Below are 22871 nucleotides of genomic sequence, written 5' to 3' on the forward strand. Positions count from 1 at the left end.
ACATTATGATGCTGGCTTTAAGGAGGCGTAAGATGAAAATTCGAGAAAATGTATTTGCGTTCGCGTGCGCCGCATCGTTCAGCTTCGAGAGTGTTGTTAGTTGTTAGTTCTTTGTTCATTATTACAATGCCCGACATGATGTCACCCATGGCTGGTAATATAATGTTTTCAGACTGGCAAGGGATGATATGGAACGTGCCTTTATTGGGTGTAGTGATAGGCGGAGCTTTATGGGCTTTGTTCGCAGGTGTACTGGGTTGGCTTATTGCCAGTATTTACAATAGGCAGCTGTAGTAGTGAGGGCTAAATAAATAGTCAGTATTTGTCCTTTTAGCACAGGTACGATATTTGCTGATATCTACTGCCACATAAATTTAAACTAACGGTGAGATATTATGATAACCAATAATTCAGAATTAGCCTTACAGCAAGCCATGCAACTACCCAGTCAAACCAATACAGAGAAGCAGGGTTGTAGCCAGCCACCTGAGTCAAAAGGACAGGAGTTTGCTGAAATAATGAATACACTGAAGCAGCAAAAAAGCGGTTAAAGTGTGCCACGAGTAAAAATAACCGGCACGCTAATGCCGGTTAATTCCTTTCCTATTCATAACAACTGCGCTTACCTTTTAGGCTGCTACTCTGCCTACGCTGAATATTGTCTTACTCCGTCGATGTAGTTCATGAACAGCTTCAATGATTTGCATCAGTTATAATTTTTATCATCATCATCATACGCATGGAGCTTTAGAAACCATTTCTCAGCCGCGAATACGATAAGAAGTCCAGCCACAGAAATCCCAACAATGAAGATATCTGATTTTGCTTTCACCCACATAAAAGATAGAAGAACAATGATATCGAGAATAATTGCACTGACTAGTACCCAAGCTTTAGCTTGCACATCATCTCGTAAATGCTTGAACACTCCCCAGTGGATGAAGATATCCATTACGATATAAAAAACTACACCGATGGAGGCTATGCGGCTCAAATCGAAGAATATGGTAAGAAATATTGCGATGACTAACGTATAAATTAAGGAATGTCTTCTTATATCTCCCGGTAATGAAAAATGACGGTGAGGCACAAGTTGCATTGATGTAAGCATCGATAGCATTCTTGAAACAGCGAAGATGCTGGCAACGACACCGGAAGACGTGGCAATAATCGCGAAAGCTATAGTAAACCAAGCACCATACTGGCCGAATGCGGGTCGAGATGCTTCAGCAAGCGAATAATCTTTTGCCTGTATTATTTCGCCAATTGATAAATTTGCTCCTACTGCAACTGCGACAAAAACATAAAGTACCACACAAATGGATATAGAAATGACTATGGCCCTTCCTACATTTTTTTCTGGTTGTTTGAGCTCGCCTCCGCTGTTTGTGATTGTAGTGAATCCTTTGTATCCCAAAATACCAAGTGCCACGGCTCCGAGAAAACCGGTTGCGCTGGTATCTTGCGGTTGAGCTGAAACGCTCTCAAACGACAAACCGGTTGCCCACAGCCCACCAATTGCCAAAACTGCAAGTCCTGCTATTTTGATAAAAGCCATAATAAATGAGAGGGTCTGTATGAATTGATTACTCAAAATATTAACAATGAATGCCACAATAAGAAGACTCACGCCAAGCGCTGGTATAAGCCACTCAGCGCCCTGAGAGTCAAACAATTGTAGGACATAAGTGCCAAAAGTGCGGGCTACCAAACTTTCATTGATAACCATGGAAAAAAACATTAGCAATGCACAGGCACCAGTCAGCAGACCTCTACCATAGGCTTTTTTCAGAAACATGGCGATACCACCTGCAGAGGGGTATTTCTGTGCCATTTTGATGTAACTGTATGAGCTAAACCCTGCAATTATCGCTGCAACTAAAAACGCAAAAGGAAACCATGTGCCTGCCAGCTCTGCTATTTGCCCGGTTAAAGCAAATATACCAGCACCTATCATTACACCAGTTCCCATCGATACCGCGCCCCAGAGGCTTAACGAATCTTTCCTGTTTGAATGCTCGTGTTCATTCATATTGGTTACTCCTTTATGTCATGTGAGCCTGAGTAACAACAAAAGCAACCTGCAGCAAATATAAGGACACAGGCCCATTACAAAACAAATTCGAAGACGTGTAGAAAGAAATAACTGGCAATGGCATACCAGTTATTTCATTTTTAGCGTAGGGCGTTTAAAACCAAATCCTTGCACCTAACACTACACCAGTTTCACTGGTTGACTTGCCTTCAGCCTTTAATGCATCAGCTGTATTTCCCAAAGCTTTGCTGTAATAAACACCGACATAAGGTGCTACCTCCCTCACTATTTCATGCCGATATCGCAAACCAATACGAATATTACTCAACCCGCTTTGACGGTCATACTTTTCAGAATCGGTGAGGTTGGCAACAACTTCCAGTCGCGGTTGCAGATAGGAAGCTTGACTTAGTTGCCAGTCATATTCGGTTTCATTGATGAACTGCATGTCACCGTCTTCGTTAATACGCAGTGAATTTTCCATTTCAAACCAGTAAGGCGCTAGACCTTGATAACTGACCACCGCATAGTTTTCCATATCCGCATCGGATGACAGCTCTCCCTTTGTGCCCACACCAAATTGTATAGACCAAAAAGAAGAAACGAGATAACCGTACAACAGTTCTGCTCGTTCCAGATCAGTAGGCATTCCATCGTTTTGTGTATTTTCGCCTTCGCTTTTAAAAACAAGACGATGGTAATCTCCGCCATACCACGCCTGCATGTCCCAGACCGCTATATTTTGCTGCTCATCAGTGCGAGTATATTCAAGCCGGTCAAATAGAACTTGGCCAAAATATTCATTAGGAATAGGAGATGGCCAGTCATCTCTTGATTGAGCCAAAGCATTGTCAACGCTCAAAGTTAATGTTATTAGGCCTGCTATTAATATCTGTTTCATTTTAATCTCCTATGCGACCTGTACAACACGAAACATACCTGCTTCCATGTGGTATAGCAGGTGACAATGAAACGCCCACTCACCGGGGGCATCTGCGCTGATTTGTAACGAGACCTTCTCTCCAGGCTTGAGGCTGATCGTGTGTTTACGAGGTCTTGGATATTGGCCGTTTTCAAGTTCCATCCACATACCATGTAAATGAATAGGGTGATCCATCATAGTGTCATTAACCAAGATCAGACGTAGTCTCTCGCCATAATTGAAACGTACATATCCGTCTACTTCACTAAACTTTTTGCCATCGAACGACCACATGTACCTTTCCATATTGCCCGTTAAGTGAAGCTCAATTTGACGTTCCGGCTCTCTTTCGTCAGGCCAAGGACTTTCACCGACTAAATCTGTATAAACAAGGACACGATGTGGGCTGTCTTCCAAACCGATCCCAGGTTCATCCAACCTAGAGCTTGGATTTTTAGCAATCATCGCTGCACCAGCGCCGTGCCCGTCTTCGCTGTGGACAATGTCTATGCTTTCTACTGGGAGCTTTTTGGAGGGGGTCATTTCTCCTTCCATTTGGGTGCCATGCATTGTATGGGCGCTATGCTGCCCCATTCCTTTCATTTCACCTTTTGGAGCAGCCATGCCCGAGCTGTCGACCTTGGACTTATCCATATTCATGCCTTTCATACCAGACATGTCCATCCCCATCGCCGCCATGCCACGCTCTGTGATAACTCGCTGTGGGGGAACCTCTGCAGTAAGGCCAATTGACGGGGTTAGGGTGCCACGCGCATATCCACTTCTATCAAAACTTTCCGCAAAAAAGGTATAAGCTTTTCGCTCTTTTGGCTGAACGATTACGTCATAAGTTTCCGCTACTGCAATTCGAAATTCATCCACATTTACTGGTTTAACAGGCTGACCATCTGCAGCTACAACCGTCATTTCAAGCCCTGGGATGCGAAAGTCGAAATAAGTCATCGCAGAACCATTTATAATCCTCAACCGGATTTTTTCGCCTACTTTAAACAGGGCCTGCCAGTTGTCCTGTGGTGTCCGGCCATTCATTAAGTATGTATATGTACTGCCTGTAACGTCAGCTATATCGCGAGGGCTCATACGCATTGCACCCCACATAGCACGCTCTTCCCATGTATCGGCAAACCCTTTTTTCTTTACGTCTTCTAACGTGTCGAAAATAGTTCGCTTTTGATAATTGTAATAACCTTCCGCTACCTTCAGTTTTCGCATAACTTCATGGGGGTCTGAAAACGTCCAATCGCTTAAAATAATTGTATGTTCCCTATCAGCCCCAATGTCTCCATTTGCAGGGTCGATCACAAGAGGTCCTAAATGGCCCAACTGTTCTTGGAGGCCTGAATGACTGTGGTACCAGTAGGTGCCGTTTTGCTCGACATCGAATGCATATTTAAATGTTTCGCCAGGTTTTATTCCGGCAAAGGAAACTCCCGGAACGCCATCCATATCTGGTGGTAAAATAATCCCGTGCCAGTGTATTGAAGTATCTTGGTTAAGGTGGTTAGTTACATTGAGGTGCGCTCGCTGTCCTTCTTTCAATCTAATCAACGGGCCCGGCATTTGACCGTTGATCGTTATAGGTGAGCCCATATTTGAGCCTATTGGCAATTGCGCTTTTGACACATTGAGATTTTTAATATCACCTGTCAAAACTTGATCTTTAAAATGGCGACCAACAGGTGCTGCCCATAGAGGACTAACGTTGGTTAACGCAGCCGCAGCGCTCGAGGTTAGGGCACCGAGCACAAATCTTCTGCGACCGTTGTCGATAGAGTTTTTCATAGTTTTTAGCCTTTGAATTGATACTAACTGGACGAAGGAAGTTCATCCATTTAAAAAGTATTACTAACTAAGTCAGTGCCTTAGGCTATCGGTGGACGAAAAGGTGGAGTGAAAATTTTGAAGGGAACAGCTAGAGCGATAATGTCATACTGCTCAGCAAACGTTGTTTCAAATTGACGAATGGGAACGTAAAAAAGACTTGTAAAGTGGTAGCAATTGGTAGCTATACACATACATCCATCATTGCAGCAACCTGATTTACCCGAATGCGAGGGGTGTCCATCAGTGTGAGCGCTTTGATGCTTAGAACTAGGTGAACTGCTACGTTTCTCCTCATGAGCGTCTGCGAATTTGTGAGAAACCTTAGTTAATGAGCTATGTTCATCCATTTTCATTTCACACGCATCAACTGGCACGGTAAACAGTACCAATAAATATCCAATGCATAGTGTGAAAATAATAGATCTCATAACTTTGTATTTGCTCTCAACCTTTACGCGACGTTATTCCCTTAGACAAGATAAGTCTTAAGGACACTTTAATCAATGACATTTGCTTGTAACTAAGATAAACAACTTCCTATGTAGTTAAACAAGCAGTCTTTTCAATCTTAAAAGCTGATAGAGTTACTTTTATTAAGTTTAGTCGATAAGCAACTCTTGTAACTAAAAAGATAACATGAGTAATGCGCCTGCTATCATAAAAATGTTTTCTGATAGTGAAACAAAACCTAACGGCACGTTACTGTCCCCACCGACACAAGCACATTTGAGCTCCCGTTTATCCACATATACTGCTTTAAAGACAGAAATTGCCCCAACGGTTCCTATAAATAGTGAAAATGGCGCAACAGCTATGGCAGGCAGTTGAGCTACCATTCCTATCCCCGCGTAGGCTTCAAGAAATGGGTAGATGTAACCATATCGAAGCCACCTCATTGCCAACAAATCGTAGGTTATGAACGAATTTGTAAAACTATACAAATCCTTCAATTTTTGAACTGCAAGTAGTGTCATTGAGAAAGCAATAAAGAGAACCAGTGTTCTTATAGAGATGAAGTCTTCAGAAACAAAGAACTGGAATGCTAACGATAGCAGAGCTGCCACAGAAAAAATCGCAATAACAGGTGCATAAGTAGTTCCGTTCTGCCCCGCTTCTCCTTTCCCGAAGTATTTACGAAGCTCATCATATCCACCAATTCGCTTTTCTTCGATGAAGGTTTGAGGCGTCGTTTCTACACCATGCTTTTGCTTGAAATCATCGGTGTCATTACGTGAAGTAAGATGATTGTCTTCTACTAAATAGCCTTCTCGCTCTAGTAAGTCTTTTGACCTTAAACCGTAAGGGCAAATGTGCTCTTTAGTAACCATTCTATATAGGATAGCTTTCTTACTCATTTTCCTTTCCTTTATTCAATTTACCTTCAAATTGAGGAATTGGACGCTGTTCGGCCTGTTCCTGAGTTGTTACCTTGCCATTCTTATTTATATCCTCTATCAACCACTCCATCTCCTTTATTTCCTTTCGCTGAGCTTTAACAATGCCGTTTGCTAATTCTCGTACGCGAACGTCTTCAAGGTTAGAACGCTCACTAGTCAAAATAGCTATAGAGTGATGAGGAATCATTGCTTTCGTGTAAGCGGTATCTGAAATGGTACTTTGTGAACGAACAAGATAGATACACAAGGCGAAAGTAAGTGCCGCTATTATAAAAATGGCTGTATTGAGTTTCTTGTTGCTATACATACCTAACATGAAAGCTAACATTATAATCGCCATGCCTGCCCCCATATAGAGTGCCATATAAGTCCTTGTCTCACTGAACCAGACATGCGAGATAGCGTAGGTATTTAAGTACATCATTAAAAACATCGCTACAGTTGAAGTTATTATCATTGCAGCGAACTTAGAGTATTTCATATGTAATCCTTACTTAAGAAATAGTTAATATTTGTAGATCTTTCTAACAAAAGAAAGCTTGAGAGAGGTTACAAACCAATCAATCTTAACTAGTCAAGTTTTGTACCAACAAGGAAATATTATGTTTTTGTCTATATTAATAGTTTTAGCTGCGCTGTTGAGCTGCGTAGGGCTGCATCTTTTTAATATTTCAGTAGTCGCGGACAATATCAGCGAGAGATTGAAGGGAGCTTGGATAAAAACACTGTCGGTAGTCGTTATTGCCATTTCGAGCCAACTTTTACTAGCAGTCATTTTTACTCTGGCGTATGAAATTGGACTTTATTTCGAGCTCGGCGATTTTAAGCAACCTGCCACTTCCATGGATATTTTTTACTTTTCACTAACTACGATTACTACATTGGGTCTTGGAAGTATCGAGCCGGACGGACATCTACGAATGATAGCAGGAGTTGAATCGGCTACAGGGTTTCTACTAATAAGCTGTTCAGCATCGAAAGTGTTCAAGCATATGTAATGTAAAAACTGTAACCTGAGAAGATGTAAACCTCACCCGTCAGGACTAGTTTTTAATGAAACAATGTTTCGCAAATTATTGTCTTTTTAGATACTAAAAAGCGAACAATAGAGCACTCTTTGCTTCTCTCTTAAAGAAGTTTGAGGGTATAGCTTAGCAAACGTTTCAGAACCAAAAGCACGGTTGAAAGCTGACTTTATTATCTCAAAACTGATTTAAATCTGGGCTATGATCTTGGCGCTTTTATTCGAGTCGCTTATGCAGATATATTTGGGATTACTATAGGAGCATACGCACAACTTCGGTAATTCCTTCATCCCTGATAACTCTAGTTTCCAAAAGCAGTTACAGCTTGAGTTCAAACAGATGAACATACGAGCTGCGCTGTGCTATTTACTTCTCTTACGGACATTTTTGCGGGTTTTGAGGTTCTTCCTGCAGACTTTCGAAGATTATGAATCAATACTAGTAATTGAATTTTTTACTGAGTTATGATTTTCGTTTGGTTTTAGAGCGCATTGATTAAATTTACATATCTTCAATAACTATTCTTTATTTTTAAAAGCAACCGAAGAAGCCACCGTTAAACGACAAAAAAGTAACCTTATCTCCTATATGGTGGACTAAATACACCCACGCCTTTTATACTCTTCTACCCATTCCTTGAAGCGTTTTTCATCGCGCTCTGCGGTCTTTGCGCGTCTATGTAAGGTTTTCTTAGACAATGCTTTTGGTTCTTCTTTATCAAAAGTAACTCCAGATAATGCATCTGCAAACATCTCGGGTTTTACATGACTGTAATGCTGCTCGATCATTTCTGTACTGGTTCCACATTGACGCGTAATTACGTCTATGCTGGTTCCGTTGAGAAGCTGCCACGTAATGTAAGTGTGTCGGAGAGAGTACAGCGTTCGAGGTCCTCTGGGTGACTCTTTTAATCCGGAACTTTGAAGAGCTTTCTCAAATGCCTTACCTAATTGCCTTGTGGGCTCGCCACTTGCTAGCAAAAATAGCTTTTGATTGGGTGTGCGCAATGGAAAGCGTTCTCGTAGGTTCGTTAGGGCTCCTATCACATCACGTTTGCAAACTACTTTACGCGGTCCCGTATATTTTGTTGTTTTACCCTTAGAGACATTGATGAAAAATTGAGCTTTTGAACCTTGAGTTTTAATCTCGATATCTTTCCAAGTTAGGTGTTCCATCTCCGTGCCGGGCCTAATTCCGGTATTAACTGCTATTTCACAGTAATCGTATAGTAACTCACGAATTTGACGGGTCTTTTCACTATGAGCGTTTTGCTCACCTTCATATATTTCGTTGAGGATAACATCATACTCTTCTTCAGAAAAAGCCGCACGACGTGTGCCTGTTCCACCTTTCGAAGAAAGAACAGGTACTTGAGCGGCGATCATCCATTTTTGCTCAATAGCTTCTTTAAAAACGAGCTGAAGAGCAGCATTGTGAGTTAATAATGTAGAGGAGGCTGGAGACTTCTTCATTCGTCCCTTACGCCACTCATCAAACTTAGATATTTCTTCTTGGTCAATTGAGGTGATAAACGTACGCGAAAAGTAGGGGATGTGGTAGTTTTCTAACGCTCGAATATAGTCTTTATAGGTGCGTTTACCGCCCCCGTGTTCTAGTTGCTCTTCAAGCTTTTCGATGACGCGGTCAGCTACGTCTTTGAATCGCTTACTTTGGACTAGTGTGTTATTTTCGTGTCTAATTTGGTGGTCTAAGAAGATTCGATGTGCCATGGCGATAGCTTCGTCTTTATCTTTCTTCTTAGTTGATTTACAGAGCCATTTTTTGTGATTGGTTAGTATAAATCGCGCATACCAGCGCTCACTGTTATCTTGTTTAAAGATATACAGCTCGTCGTTTATGTCGTGTCTTTCAGTCTGTTTTGCCATAGCGCCAGTAAAACAGAAAAGAGCTCTCTTTGCAAAGAATTTGCAAAGAAATTAAAAGTTGCATATTTTCAATGCTTTAGAGTGGTGATTTGCATTGAAAATCCGCGTGTCCCTGGTTCGATCCCGGGTCGAGGCACCATTCTTAGAAGCCCTTGCAGAAATGCGAGGGCTTTTTTGATCCCGGCGGTTGAAAAACACAGGCACACGCTAACGTGCCCCTGCGGCTGCGCCGCGCGTTGCAATCCCGGGTCGAGGCACCATTCTTAGAAGCCCTTGCAGAAATGCGAGGGCTTTTTTTATCGTGGTGATTGAAAAACACAAGCACACGCTGCCTCTGTGCAGCGCGTTGTAACCCCGAGGAAAACTACTCGGCAAAACGTCAATTTACTCCTCTTATTGCTAACAGAACATCGTACTTCGTTAAACAACACTATTCATAACGGGTAAATGCAGGTTTTTACTTTGTTGCTGCTTTATCCAAACTTCCCGTTTTCTAGTGCCGTTCTTGCACTTTGGGTGCAAATCACCACCAGAAACGCTTTTTTAATAAAAAACTTATGCATGTTCTTGCCTACTCTTCCAAATGGGTACTACGCTTACTTCATGTATGAGAAGACAGTTAGATATAACGCTGTTACCTACTTTGACTAACAGGGTTATGTTGCATTTACGCATAACTGTTCTGTCTTTCAGTATTCGCTTGTGCGAGCGCAAGGCTTTTTATTTCGTTAACAAGCAACGTCTTTAAATTGGGAAAAGCGCCAGTCGGGTAGAGTAATCACGCTTTTCCAAGGAGAGTTTTTTTGTCACTTAACAACATACCTTCAACGCAACAAGGGGCTTTAAAAAGCATAGTGATAATCTCGGTAGTGGGTATTGCTGTTTCATGGCTTTTATTCCTCTTTGTATCTGCACTCACTGCACTAGCACTATTAACGGGCGTAGTTATATTCAGCGTTTTCATTTTTGCAAAAAGTGTGAGTGAAGACGAAGAGATTTACCCAGATAACGAATTACAAGTGAAAGATAAGCAGGGTGATGGAACAGATATCACAAAAGTGAGCGAAGAACTTTCTCGTTCTTTAGGTACATGCAATACCAACTTGTCTTCGATTAAGTCGACCCAAGACGACGCGGTAGAAACCTTGTCCCACGCCTTCAGCAGCTTAAAAGCGTTAGTTTCTCAACAAATTGAGTGTATTGAAGATTTACTAAGTGTTGATGAAGCGCATACGCAATCTTACTCCGATCGTATGCGTAAGTTTGCACGTGAAACCGATGGAACCTTGACTGAGTTCATTGGTTCCACAGAGCAGATGTCGTCTTCTACGAGGCGTTTAATGGAGCAGGTGCAGACCATTCAGCAGGCTATGCCAACGGTCATCGAGGCTCTAAGCGGTATTGATGATATCGCTGCGCAAACAAATTTACTTGCTCTAAATGCGGCAATAGAAGCAGCCCGAGCAGGTGAGGCAGGTCGAGGCTTTGCTGTAGTAGCAGATGAGGTTAGAGCGCTATCAACTCGTTCTACACAGTTTAGCGATGTTATCAAAACCCAGGTCGAGAATATAAGAAGCTTAGTCGACAAGCTGACAGATACCGCTGAATTTGTGGCATCGCAGGATATTTCTCAGGTGGTTAATGCTAAATCACACATTAGTGAGCAACTCTCAGAAATCATTAAGAAAGCTGAGGCCGACCTCGTAACCACAAAGCAAATAGAGGACATTGGTTCACAACTTGACGATTCGATTAGTACGGCCATTCGGGGTATGCAGTTTGGCGATATAAACGGCCAACACATTCAATATACCCAAGACATTATTAAGTTTATTTTAGAGCAGTTGGCAACGTTAAATACCAACAATATTGAAAGTTTTGTCAGAGCATTAAACGCGTATCAAAAAGAACTTGCAGCGAAAGGAAAAAATGACCACAACCCAGTGTCTGCAACGTCTATGGATGCTGGGGAAGTTGAATTGTTCTAAGCTAAGAAAGGAACAGGAAGCAAAGTCAGTAATGACATACTTTGGAGAAGTGAGCATATGAGCAAACACATTCTAGTTGTTGACGATTCGGTATCTATTCGCCAGATGGTAGAGATGACTCTTAAGGGAGCGGGCTATAACGTTACTACTGCCCAAGACGGGCAAGACGCACTAGATAAATGTAAAAGTCAGCAGTTTAATTTTGTTTTAACCGATCAAAATATGCCTCGAATGGATGGCCTCACGCTTATCAAAAACTTGCGTGGTCTGGGGGCTTATAGCAAAACGCCAGTCGTTATGCTTACCACGGAAGCGGGCGACGATATGAAAGCAAAAGGTAAAGCTGCGGGTGCCACAGGCTGGATGGTTAAGCCTTTCGATCCAAACAAGCTTCTTGATGTGACGAAGCGCGTATTGGGCTAAATCGCCCACCCACTCCTAAAATCTGGAAGGACTCGGAATGAGCATCGATATAGAACAGTTCCATGGTGTGTTTTTCGACGAGAGTGATGAACATCTCGACGATATGGAACAGCTATTGATGAGTCTAGATGTTGAGTATCCTGATCCTGAAGAACTAAATAGCATTTTTCGCGCTGCACACTCCATTAAAGGTGGAAGTGGTATTTTCGGTTTTGATGCGTTGATGAACTTAACGCACGTGATGGAAAACTTGTTAGACAAAGCCCGTAACAATGAGCTCTGTGTTACCGCTGATGTTGTGAATATCCTTTTAGAAACTCTCGATTTATTAAAAGACACTTTAAACGCTTATCGCGATGAAACTGAAATTCCACAAGAAGGCATCGATGAGCGCATAAAGATACTCAACGGTGTTATTAACGGGCAACCCACAGGTGCTAACTCAGGTGGTAACAATAGGCCACCTGAAGTAAGCGCGAGCGCACAAATCGAAAGTGAGCCGGACGAGAGCTTTGGATTCTTTGACGACGAAGTTACTCAGGCTGATGAAACCTCTGGCGATGGCTTTGGTTTTTTTGATGATGAGCCTGTTTCCAGTCAACCAATTGAGAATAAACAAGACAACGACGATAGTTTTGGGTTCTTCGATGAGGAAGAAACATTCAACGATGTCACTGCCCCTCACGCACTAAAATCCGAGGCAACAAACGCAAAAAGTAATAAAAAAGAGGAAAGCCAGGGTTTTGGTTTTTTTGAAGACGTACCCTCAGTGAGCAATATTAATACTGCATTAGATAATCCCAGCCATAGCAATGCGCAAAGTGTAAGCGAACGGCCAAGTTCAGCAACTACAACTAACGATGGCAAGGCCACAAAGGGTGGCGACGTGCCTGCGTCTGCCAGAACAGCAGCGAAGCCTACTGCAAAGAAAAACACAGCCCGTGAATCGGCCTCAATACGTGTAGATACCACGAAAATCGATGCCATGGTTAACTTGGTGGGCGAACTGGTAATCACCCAGTCAATGCTATCTATGATAGGGCAAGACGTTGAAGGGCAAGTTGGCGAGCGGCTGCAGCTTGCCATTGATGAATTACAGCGAAACACCCGGGAAATTCAAGAATCAGTGATGTCTATGCGTATGCTTCCGCTAACCGCAACCTTTAATCGCTTCCCTCGTTTAGTCAGAGACTTAGCAGGAAAATTAGGCAAGCAGGTAGAACTGGTACTTCAGGGAGGCAGCACGGAGATTGACAAGAGCTTAATTGAGAAAATTGTCGACCCGCTAACTCATTTAGTACGCAACAGCATCGATCACGGCATAGAAATACCTGAAAAACGTGTCGCCGCTGGCAAGACTGAGAAAGGCACAGTTATTCTAAGTGCCGAGCAGAAAGGCGGCAGCATTATTATCAGTATTATTGATGATGGCGCTGGTCTTCACCGCGATAAAATTCTTGATAAGGCGCGAACTAACGGGCTTACCGTATCTGATGATATGCCTGACTCAGAAGTATGGCAGCTGATATTTCAACCCGGCTTCTCAACCGCTGAAGCCATTACTGATGTGTCGGGAAGAGGGGTTGGTATGGACGTGGTGCGCCGCAATATCGAGTCAATTGGTGGTCGTATCGATATCGAATCTAGTGCGGGTGAAGGCTCTGCCTTCTTTATACACCTGCCGCTGACGCTAGCCATAGTTGATGGCATGTGTGTGTCGGTAGGCAAGCAAATCTTCGTTATTCCGCTATTAAATATTATTGAATCTTTTCAGCCTACTAAGCAGCAGCTGAAAACCTTGGGTAACGACACCGTTCTCTATATACGAGACCAATACTGGCCTTTGGTGCCCCTTTACGACTTCATGGAAGTAGAGGATGCCGCGCTTTCTCCTACAGAAGGCATTGTGGTGCTACTTGAAAGCAGTAAAAAACGCTTTGGTATTTTGGTTGATGCGCTCGTCGGTCAGCAGCAGGTGGTCATTAAAAGTTTAGAGGAGCATTACCGCAAAGTGGCTGGAATAGCGGGGGCAACTATTATGGGCGACGGAAAAGTCGCACTGATTATTGATGCAGACTCCATAGCTACTACGTATACCTCCGGTCAAATAGAGGAGTTACTTTCATGAGTGAAACTGCCTTGCATCAAACGGTTACTGGCGGACAAGATAAAGAATACTTGAGTTTTGTGCTTGGCGATGAGCATTACGCCTTGGACATAACCACAGTAAAGGAAATTAGAGGGTACGAACAAGTCACTAAGATTGCGAATGCGCCAGCCTTCATAAAAGGCGTGATTAATTTGCGTGGTGACATCGTTCCTATTGTGGACTTGCGCATAAAATTTGACGTAGGCGAGGCCACGTACAACGACTTCACAATAGTGATAATGCTGAACGTTCAAGAACGCATTGTTGGCATCGTGGTAGATGGTGTATCCGATGTTATTCGTTTATCTGAAGAACAAGTACTTCCGCCACCAGAGTTTGGCGTGGCGTTTGACAGCAGGTATCTACACGGCTTAGCCGATGTTGATGAAAACATGGTCATATTGGTGAACATAGAGAGTTTAATAACCAGCGAAGAGCTAGGTTTAGTCGCACCTGAGAGCGTAAAAGACGACGCGTAGTTACAAGGTCCTTCACTAAACGGAAACACCTGACATTGGGAAATATTAGTTATGGGCGTATTTAATTTTCTGAACGGCGAAGAGTTAAAAATAGCGAAAAACGAGGCGCTATTGAAGTCGAGTATTTTAAAGGCCAGTGCCTCTAGCTTGTTGGTTATCGACAAGTCGGGGGTTATTCACTTCCACACTCCCGCATTCCTGCGAATGACAAAGGCCTACCCTAAGGACTTTACTGTCAACGATGGCGAGTCTTCACTATCAGGAAAGCACATAGACGACATTGCAAATGGGGCAAGCTCTTCAGAAAACCTGTCCTATTTACTTACCCATACTTCCGGCGATAAGCACCTCGTTTCTCTTGCTGAGCACGGCTTTTGTGTAAGTGCATCTACAATAACGATAGACGAGAATGGCACTCAGCTTTATGTCACCGAGTGGCAGGACAACACTGAAAATAAACGCAATAAAGGTATGGTCGACGCCATTATGCGAAGCCAGGCGGTGATATCGTTTACGACAGATGGTGAAGTCTTGTCGGCCAACGATAACTTTTTATCCGCAATGGGCTATAGCGAAAGTGAGGTGGTGGGAAAGCACCATCGCATTTTTGTCGACAGTGATTACGCTCAAAGCGAAGAGTATCAGCAATTTTGGAAAAAGCTACTAAGCGGCGACGTACACAGCGGTGAGTTTTGCAGAATAAATAAGCAAGGCGAAGAGGTGTGGATCCAAGCGACCTACAATCCAGTATTTGATGACAACGGTGACGTAGATTACATCATCAAGTTTGCCTCTGATATTACAGCGCAAAAACAAAAAAATGCGGACTACGAAGGGCAGATTACGGCCATTAATAAATCACAGGCCGTTATTGAGTTTGATCTAGAAGGGAATATTCTTAACGCCAACGAAAACTTCCTCGCTGCAATGGGCTATAGCCTGTCTGAAATTAAAGGGCAGCATCACGGTATGTTTGTTGACCCAAGCTATAAATTAAGTGCTGAATACGCGGCCTTTTGGCAAAGCTTAAAAGCCGGAGAACACCGCAAGGGTGAATATAAGCGCATTGCGAAAGGCGGAAAGGAAATATGGATTCGCGCGTCGTACAATCCCATATTCAACAGCACAGGTAAGCCATTTAAAGTCGTTAAATTTGCCACCGATGTAACGCAAGACAAGTTAAGAAATGCTTATTTCGAAGGACAAATTAACGCGATTGGTAAATCACAGGCGGTGATCGAGTTTGATGTAGATGGCACTATCATTACCGCTAATAACAACTTCCTGAACACTATGGGTTACCGACTAGATGAAATAAAAGGTAAACACCACCAACTATTTGTGGATGAAGAAACCAGACAGTCAGAATCGTACCAGCGGTTTTGGTCTGAGCTGAAAGCAGGGAAATTTTTCTCTGGAGAATTTAAGCGTATAAGCAAAGCAGGGAAAGCCGTTTGGATCCAAGCTTCTTACAATCCTATAGAAGACATGAATGGCAAACCGTTCAGGGTAGTCAAATACGCTACCAATATCACCGAAGACAAATTGAAAAACGCCTATTTTGAAGGCCAGTTGAACGCTATTAGTAAGTCTCAGGCTGTCATCGAATTTGACCTTGAAGGCGTCGTCTTAAACGCGAACAGTAATTTCCTAGCGGCGATGGGGTACACCCTAGATGAAGTGAAAGGTAAGCATCACAGTATTTTTGTAGACCCTGCTTTCAAAAACAGCCCAGAATACGCAGCATTCTGGGAACAGCTGCGCCAAGGCGTTTATGCGAGTGGAGAATATAAACGTTTCAATAAATCAGGAAAACCCGTTTATATCCAAGCGTCGTACAATCCTATTTTAGATCAAAACGGCACGCCGTTTAGGGTAGTAAAATACGCTACTGACGTGACAGGAAGAACGTTAGCAGTAGAAAGTATCAAGTCTATAATGGCCAGCCTAACAGACGGCGATTTACTGACATCCATAGATGAGCCACTAGAAGGCGACTTCAAGGTACTTGGCGAATCTATTAATCATTTTATCGGTGAACTGCGCGACACCATAGTAAAAATTCACACCGCTGTGGAAACCATTGATACTGCTTCAAACGAAATTGCCACAGGCAACGCTGATCTTTCCAGCCGAACTGAACAGCAAGCGTCTAGCTTAGAAGAAACAGCCTCTGCAATGGAAGAGTTAACGGGGACGGTGAAGTTAAATGCAGAGAATGCTGATCAAGCCAAGGGGTTGGCAAGCCAAGCATCGGAAGTAGCATCGGAAGGCGGAAAGGTTATAGAGCAAGTAGTACACACCATGGGCGAAATTAACGACTCGGCTCAGCGTATTTCTGACATTATCGGCGTTATTGATGGCATTGCTTTCCAAACTAACATTCTCGCGCTAAACGCTGCTGTTGAAGCCGCTAGAGCGGGCGAACAAGGCCGCGGGTTTGCTGTTGTAGCCTCTGAGGTGAGAACGCTAGCGCAGCGCTCTGCAGAGGCGGCGAAAGACATTAAGGCGCTAATTTCTGCATCGGTCGATAAGATTGGCGATGGCAATGAATTGGTGAATAAATCTGGCGAAACTATGGCTAATATTGTCACGGCAATTAAACGCGTTAACGACATTATGTCTGAAATTGCAGCGGCTTCAGCCGAGCAAGCCACCGGTATACAGGAAGTGAGCAATGCGGTAGTTCAAATGGACGAAATGACGCAGCAAAATGCTGCGTTAGTAGAACAGGCGGCAGCGGCCGCTGACAGCATGAGACAGCAATCGGGTGAATTGGCGCAACGCGTGTCGGTGTTTAAAGTAGGAAGTGGTCGTAAGTCTACTCAGACACCTGAACCACCGTCGCAACAAGGTAGCAAAGCACTGCCTAAAGAGCGTGAAGTACCTAAGCAACGAATGAAAGCGCTGAACCCAGCGGCACCGGACGCGTCGGACTGGGAGGCATTTTAGTGTATGACCGCTCTACAAAGCACGGATGCACACAGGGAGTTTTCATACAGCAGAAGTGACTTTGAGCGGGTTAAAAGTCTGCTAGTTAAACATGCCGGAATTAATCTGGCCGATTCTAAAGATGCGATGGTATACAGCCGTCTTGCTAGGCGGCTACGTGTGCTAGAGATACACAGCTTTACAGAGTACTTGGCATATGTGGGCAGTTGTAAAGATGAAATGGAACATTTCATAAATGCGCTTACCACCAACCTCACAGCATTTTTCAGAGAGCCTCATCACTTTGACGCACTTGCCAATTACCTGGTAAAGCGACCTCAAACCAAGCGCATTTGGTGTGCAGCGAGCAGTACTGGCGAAGAGCCTTACAGTATTGCTATGACAGTGGCGTCGGTGTTTGGCTCCTTTACACCCAATGTGCAAATAATCGCCACAGATATCGACAGTAAAGTATTGCAGAAGGGCCGCGAGGGTGTGTACGCCCTAAGCAGTATCAGTCAGCTTTCTAACGATCACAAAACGCAGTTTTTTTACAAGGGGAAAGGTGCGCAAACAGGAAAAGTAAAGGTTGTAGATGAACTGAGAAAAATGGTGCAGTTTGACCTTCTAAATTTAACGTCGCCAAACTGGTGTGTAGATGCACCACTAGATGTTATTTTTTGCCGCAACGTCATGATTTACTTCGACCGACCCACTCAGCGTAAAATTCTAGCGCGCATGGTGAACTTGTTGTGCAGTGACGGTATGTATGTAGCCGGACATTCTGAAAACTTCACAATGTATCCTGAACTGGTCGCCCCCATGGGGAAAACCATATATCGACCAGTCAACTAAAAGGAATTTGCAGTATGATTCTGGGCGCTAATCCCATTCGATATTTCGATAACCGCCTTCAAAAAGAAGCCATAAAACTTCTACCGGGTCAGTATTATGCTACCGCCTCAGACAAAGCCTTAGTGACTATACTTGGTTCGTGCGTAGCAGCGTGCATTTTTGACCAAGAAAAGAAGATTGGCGGTATGAATCACTTTATGTTGCCCGAACTAAACTTAACCACCAACCTCGACGCTTGCTTAGCTACAAAATACGGTATACATGCCATGAACATGTTAATCGATCAGCTTGTTCATCTTGGCGCACGGCGAAACAAGCTAATGGCTAAAGCATTCGGAGGGGGAAAGGTGCTTCCCGGGTTTGTGCAACAAGACATTGGGCGAGTAAATGCTGAATTTGTTTTGGATTATTTGGATAACGCAAATATACCGCTAGTTAGTAGTGACTTAATGTCTACTTATGCACGAAAAATATACTACTTTCCGGCTGACGGCAGTGTTTATATGAAGCGAATCCGCGAGTTTAACAACACCACGCTTTACGAGCGTGAATCTACCCATCGGGTTCTACTTTCTGAACAAGCTAAAGCGGGCGTCATTTCCTTTTCTGAACCGTCACATGTAGAGAGAAGTCCTCGTCGTTGATGACTCTGCCCTGTACCTTGATGACATCGTCATGTCACAAATGTCGCCAATGTAATAAGTTAACAAAAATATTCAAAAGTATAATTGTTGGCGCTGGAAACTCGACCATACTTTGATTGTGTTTTATACATCCGTTAACGCGGGAGTAACAATTGAGGTGAAGTTGTGGTCGCTATTGCAGCAAATTATTTGGATAGCTTTTTCTCTAATAAGAGCAATGTGTTCATTATTGCGTTTCTTATGATGCTGACGAGTTGGAGTCTGGCGTTCACTTCAATAGCGCACCTCGATCTCGCTGTCAGCTCTGCTTGCGTCTTATTGCTACTTTTTGCTCTGCTTAAAGTGACAAATGAAAATCAATTCTCTGCTGTTGATAGCACAAACCCGTCAATACATGATCCTTCATACATAAACACAGGTGCATCACCAAACGAATCAATGAACGTTGCTGTATCTGAAGCAAATAGCATTTTAAGGGTCACTTCATCAAATCTTGCTGATATATTTTCAACACAAAATGACGCAGTTGCCACATTAAGCGACTCTTTTATTTCCCTTCAAACACTTCTCGGCCAGCAAGAGGTAAGCATCAACAACCTGCTCACAGATGACGACAGCAGCCACTGTGCCTATGCCGATAAAATGCGTACATTTGCTTCTGATACTGATATTACGCTAACGCAATTTATCGCTTCGACAACTCAAATGACCGAGTCAACAAGGGCGTTGGAACATCAAGTTCAAACCATTCAACAAGCCATGCCTACTGTTATCGAGGCATTAAGTGGTATTGATGATATTTCTTCACAGACTAATCTTTTGGCGCTAAATGCCGCCATTGAAGCAGCGCGTGCAGGTGAAGCTGGGCGTGGTTTTGCGGTGGTTGCCGATGAGGTTCGAGCGCTATCTACACGTTCCACACAGTTCAGCGATGTCATTAAGACTCAAATAGAAAACATCAAATCGCTAATCGATAAGCTAACCGAAACTGCAGAGGTGGTTGCCTCTCAGGATATTTCCCATGTAGTCAATGCGAAAGATGCGATTAGCGCGCAACTGAAGGGCATTATCAGAAAAGCTGAAGCAGACATACAAGGTGCTAGTGAGCTTGAAGCCATTCGTCAGCAGCTTGCCGACGCAACTGCGGCAGCTATTCGCGGCCTACAGTTTGGCGATATAAACGGGCAAAACCTTACCTATACCCGAGAAATAATAGACTTCATTGGGTTACAGCTTTCGGAACTAAGCCCTAATACCGTGGCGAAGGTGAAAGAAAATCTAGCTAATTATCAAATGTCGCTGACAGAAAAAGGACAAGCAGACCACAACCCTGTTTCATCGACGTCAATGGACGCGGGCGACGTAGAACTTTTTTAACACTAAGAATAAATATTCACATAACAATGTGTGATTAACCCTGACATTTTTATAGGTGATTGAGTTATGAGCAAAAGCATACTGATTGTGGACGACTCTGTGTCCATCCGCCAAATGGTAGAAATGACTCTCAAGTCAGCGAACTATAGTGTGACAACGGCACAAGATGGTCAAGACGCGCTCGATAAATGTCAAAGTGCTCGCTTCGATTTTGTACTTACCGATCAAAACATGCCTCGTATGGACGGACTAACGCTAGTTAAATCGCTCAGAGGACTCGCAAATTTCAGGTCGACGCCAATTGTCATGCTTACCACAGAAGCGGGCGATGACATGAAAGCAAAAGGCAAAGCGGCCGGTGCCACTGGTTGGATGGTGAAACCCTTTGATCCTAACAAGCTATTAGATGTGATGAAGCGAGTTTTAGGCTAATTGAGCGTTGGTTTAAATAGGGCGAATGGGAGCCAATCATGACCATTGATGTAAACCAGTTTCATGGTGTGTTTTTTGACGAGAGTGACGAGCACCTCCAAGACATGGAGCAGTTGCTCATGACGTTGGATGTGGATGCACCCGACCCCGAAGAGTTGAATAGTATTTTTAGAGCGGCGCACTCCATAAAAGGCGGCAGCGGAATTTTTGGGTTTGATGCGCTAATGAATTTAACGCACGTCATGGAAAATCTGCTCGACAAGGCCCGAAACCAGGAAATCCAGGTTACGTCAGATATCGTCGATATATTTCTGCAAACCCTTGATGTACTGAAAGACACTTTATCGGCGTATAAAGAACAAACAGACCTTCCCCAAGAACAAATTGATGCAAGCATAAAAGTCCTTGAAGATACCCTAGCTAGCGCGTCAGGAAAAATGCCACAAAACGCGCAAGAAGCATGTGACCAAACCGCTCAAAGTGAAGCTACTTCAGACAATGAGATTGAAGGTTTTGGGTTCTTTGATGAAGACGAAACTGAAGCTCACGAAACCACGTCAGACATTCCTCAAAACCCTAATAACGCAGATGAAATCGAAGGCTTCGGACTCTTTGATGATGAAGCGATATCAACTGAGGCCCAAGTTGAAGCGAACAACGAACCTAACAAAGATGATATAGGCTTTGGCTTCTTCGAACCAGAAAACCTTCCTGTTAAAACACAAGCTACCCAATCAACTACTCCCAAGCAACCTATTGTTAAACCAGTAAAAACTAAGCCAAAAGTTGCTGCTAAAGAAGCCGCGTCAATTCGCGTAGATACCACCAAAATCGATGCGATGGTTAATCTGGTTGGTGAGCTCGTGATTACGCAGTCCATGCTTTCCAATGTTGGACAAGAAGTTGAAGGGCAGGTGGGAGAGCGCTTACAGCTTGCCATTGATGAGCTACAACGCAATACCCGTGAAATTCAAGAATCGGTAATGTCCATGCGCATGCTGCCGGTGAATATGACGTTTAATCGTTTCCCTCGCGTTGTGCGCGATCTTTCATCGAAACTAGGCAAAAAAGTCGACTTAGTCATTCAAGGTGGCAACACTGAAATTGACAAGAGCCTTATCGAAAAACTAGTCGACCCGCTCACTCACTTAGTTAGAAACAGTATTGACCACGGAATAGAGAGTCCGGAAAAACGCCTTGAGGCAGGCAAAGCCGAAAACGGTACGGTTATTTTAAGCGCAGAGCAGAAAGGTAGCAGCATTATCATCGGCATTATTGATGATGGAGCGGGCTTGAATAAAGCACGTATTTTAGAGAAAGCCAATCAAAACGGATTGACCGTTACGCCCGATATGCCAGACAGTGAAATTTGGCAGCTCATATTTCAAGCGGGCTTTTCAACTGCCGCGGAAGTGACCGATGTGTCAGGAAGAGGCGTAGGCATGGATGTGGTTCGTAGAAACATTGAATCAATTGGCGGGCGTATTGAAATTGAATCGTCGCAGGGCGAGGGCTCAGCGTTTTATATCCACCTGCCACTCACGCTCGCCATCGTAGATGGCATGTGTGTATCGGTTGGCGACCAGATTTTTGTTATCCCGTTACTAAACGTAATCGAATCATTTCAACCCACAAAATCTCAAGTGAAAACCCTTGGCAATGACAAAGTACTGTGGATTAGAGACCAGTACTGGCCGCTGGTGTCACTTACCCAACTTATGCAGGTAGACGAAGGCATTATTGAACCAACCAAAGGCATAGTGGTGCTTCTGGAAAGCAGTAAGAAACGCTACGGCGTACTGGTTGATTCTTTGGTAGGTCAGCAGCAAGTCGTCATTAAGAGCTTAGAGCAACATTACAAAAAAGTAGCAGGGATTGCCGGCGCCACCATCATGGGGGATGGCAAGGTTGCCATGATTTTGGATGCCGACTCGGTAGCGGCAAATTGTACCAATATTCCAAATGAAGAGGTTTCACTATGAGCGAAGCAGCCTTACAGCAAGCCGTGAGTGCGTCGAAAGAAAATGAGTTCCTTAGTTTTGTACTAGGCGAGGAGCATTACGCCCTAGACATCACCACGGTGAAAGAAATTCGCGGCTATGAGCAAGTAACCAAAATTGCCAATGCGCCAAGCTTCATTAAAGGCGTGATAAACCTTCGTGGCGACATTGTGCCTATTGTGGACTTGCGCATTAAGTTCAATGTGGGCGAAGCCACTTATAACGATTTTACTATCGTTATCATGCTTAACGTTCACGAGCGGATCGTTGGCATTGTGGTAGACGGCGTATCTGACGTCATCCGCCTTTCGGAAGAAGACATGCTACCGCCACCAGAGTTTGGTGTGGCGTTCGATAGCAAATACCTTCATGGGCTGGCGGACGTCGATGAGCACATGGTAATTCTAGTGAATATTGAGAGCCTAATTACCAGTAACGAATTGGGTTTAGTAGAAACAAAAACACAAGTTGGTGAGGGCTAAG

General features: G+C 43.7%; 20 protein-coding genes. 14 read left to right on the plus strand and 6 right to left on the minus strand.

Annotated elements, in window-relative coordinates; genetic code table 11:
• Positions 1-48 precede the first annotated feature (48 nt).
• Positions 49-294 carry a DUF5676 family membrane protein gene (locus V7R42_RS14925; RefSeq protein WP_012516913.1) on the plus strand — a complete coding sequence of 82 codons (246 nt, stop codon included), beginning with the start codon at positions 49-51 and terminating at the stop codon, positions 292-294.
• 101 nt (positions 295-395) lie between these two features.
• The gene (locus V7R42_RS14930) at positions 396-551 is read left to right on the plus strand and encodes a hypothetical protein (protein ID WP_012516914.1); all 156 of its coding nucleotides are present in this window, start codon (positions 396-398) and stop codon (positions 549-551) included.
• Positions 552-706: 155 nt separating this feature from the next.
• On the opposite strand, the gene V7R42_RS14935 is transcribed toward V7R42_RS14930, so the two are convergent.
• The 5 genes from V7R42_RS14935 to V7R42_RS14955 form a co-directional block, all read right to left on the minus strand.
• Positions 707-2032 (minus strand): APC family permease, encoded by a 1326-nt coding sequence (locus V7R42_RS14935; protein ID WP_012516915.1) that lies wholly within the window; start codon positions 2030-2032, stop codon positions 707-709.
• Between the two features lie 157 nt (positions 2033-2189).
• Positions 2190-2936, minus strand: a complete 747-nt coding sequence (locus tag V7R42_RS14940; RefSeq protein ID WP_334021040.1) for a copper resistance protein B — start codon at positions 2934-2936, stop codon at positions 2190-2192.
• A gap of 9 nt (positions 2937-2945) precedes the next feature.
• The gene (locus V7R42_RS14945) at positions 2946-4760 is read right to left on the minus strand and encodes a copper resistance system multicopper oxidase (protein ID WP_014978042.1); all 1815 of its coding nucleotides are present in this window, start codon (positions 4758-4760) and stop codon (positions 2946-2948) included.
• A 665-nt stretch (positions 4761-5425) separates the two neighbouring features.
• Positions 5426-6157, minus strand: a complete 732-nt coding sequence (locus V7R42_RS14950; RefSeq protein WP_014978043.1) for a MauE/DoxX family redox-associated membrane protein — start codon at positions 6155-6157, stop codon at positions 5426-5428.
• Positions 6150-6680, minus strand: a complete 531-nt coding sequence (locus V7R42_RS14955; RefSeq protein ID WP_014978044.1) for a DUF305 domain-containing protein — start codon at positions 6678-6680, stop codon at positions 6150-6152. The genes V7R42_RS14950 and V7R42_RS14955 overlap by 8 nt, the downstream gene beginning before the upstream one ends.
• 121 nt (positions 6681-6801) lie before the next feature.
• Here V7R42_RS14955 and V7R42_RS14960 point away from each other — a divergent pair, with 121 nt between their 5' ends.
• On the plus strand, positions 6802-7197 hold the full coding sequence (locus V7R42_RS14960; protein WP_014978045.1) for an ion channel: 396 nt from the start codon (positions 6802-6804) through the stop codon (positions 7195-7197).
• A gap of 623 nt (positions 7198-7820) precedes the next feature.
• Here the strand turns inward: V7R42_RS14960 and V7R42_RS14965 are convergent.
• Complete coding sequence (locus V7R42_RS14965; RefSeq protein ID WP_014978046.1) at positions 7821-9110, minus strand: tyrosine-type recombinase/integrase; 1290 nt, start codon at positions 9108-9110, stop codon at positions 7821-7823.
• A gap of 1316 nt (positions 9111-10426) precedes the next feature.
• Here V7R42_RS14965 and V7R42_RS19965 point away from each other — a divergent pair.
• The 11 genes from V7R42_RS19965 (at position 10427) to V7R42_RS15020 (ending at position 22870) form a co-directional block, all read left to right on the plus strand.
• Positions 10427-11098, plus strand: a complete 672-nt coding sequence (locus tag V7R42_RS19965; RefSeq protein WP_438823660.1) for a methyl-accepting chemotaxis protein — start codon at positions 10427-10429, stop codon at positions 11096-11098.
• Positions 11099-11155: 57 nt separating this feature from the next.
• Positions 11156-11521: a response regulator gene (locus V7R42_RS14975; RefSeq protein WP_334021042.1), complete on the plus strand. Its 366-nt coding sequence runs from the start codon at positions 11156-11158 to the stop codon at positions 11519-11521.
• A 37-nt stretch (positions 11522-11558) separates the two neighbouring features.
• Positions 11559-13649 carry a chemotaxis protein CheA gene (locus tag V7R42_RS14980; protein WP_334021043.1) on the plus strand — a complete coding sequence of 697 codons (2091 nt, stop codon included), beginning with the start codon at positions 11559-11561 and terminating at the stop codon, positions 13647-13649.
• Positions 13646-14149 carry a chemotaxis protein CheW gene (locus V7R42_RS14985; RefSeq protein ID WP_334021044.1) on the plus strand — a complete coding sequence of 168 codons (504 nt, stop codon included), beginning with the start codon at positions 13646-13648 and terminating at the stop codon, positions 14147-14149. The genes V7R42_RS14980 and V7R42_RS14985 overlap by 4 nt, the downstream gene beginning before the upstream one ends.
• Before the next feature lie 51 nt (positions 14150-14200).
• Positions 14201-17101, plus strand: coding sequence for a PAS domain S-box protein (locus tag V7R42_RS14990; RefSeq protein WP_334021045.1), 2901 nt, complete (start codon positions 14201-14203; stop codon positions 17099-17101).
• Between the two features lie 3 nt (positions 17102-17104).
• A complete protein-coding gene (locus V7R42_RS14995; RefSeq protein ID WP_334021046.1) occupies positions 17105-17935 on the plus strand; it encodes a CheR family methyltransferase in 831 nt (276 codons plus the stop codon).
• 14 nt (positions 17936-17949) lie between these two features.
• Positions 17950-18579, plus strand: coding sequence for a chemoreceptor glutamine deamidase CheD (cheD, locus tag V7R42_RS15000; RefSeq protein WP_334021047.1), 630 nt, complete (start codon positions 17950-17952; stop codon positions 18577-18579).
• A 165-nt stretch (positions 18580-18744) separates the two neighbouring features.
• On the plus strand, positions 18745-19956 hold the full coding sequence (locus tag V7R42_RS15005) for a methyl-accepting chemotaxis protein (RefSeq protein ID WP_334021048.1): 1212 nt from the start codon (positions 18745-18747) through the stop codon (positions 19954-19956).
• 66 nt (positions 19957-20022) lie between these two features.
• Positions 20023-20388 carry a response regulator gene (locus V7R42_RS15010; RefSeq protein WP_334021049.1) on the plus strand — a complete coding sequence of 122 codons (366 nt, stop codon included), beginning with the start codon at positions 20023-20025 and terminating at the stop codon, positions 20386-20388.
• 38 nt (positions 20389-20426) lie between these two features.
• The gene (locus V7R42_RS15015) at positions 20427-22370 is read left to right on the plus strand and encodes a chemotaxis protein CheA (RefSeq protein WP_334021050.1); all 1944 of its coding nucleotides are present in this window, start codon (positions 20427-20429) and stop codon (positions 22368-22370) included.
• Complete coding sequence (locus tag V7R42_RS15020) at positions 22367-22870, plus strand: chemotaxis protein CheW (RefSeq protein WP_334021051.1); 504 nt, start codon at positions 22367-22369, stop codon at positions 22868-22870. The genes V7R42_RS15015 and V7R42_RS15020 overlap by 4 nt, the downstream gene beginning before the upstream one ends.
• The last annotated feature ends 1 nt before the right edge of the window (position 22871 follow it).

This window comes from Alteromonas sp. S015, assembly GCF_036864485.1.
Taxonomy (GTDB): Bacteria; Pseudomonadota; Gammaproteobacteria; order Enterobacterales; family Alteromonadaceae; genus Alteromonas.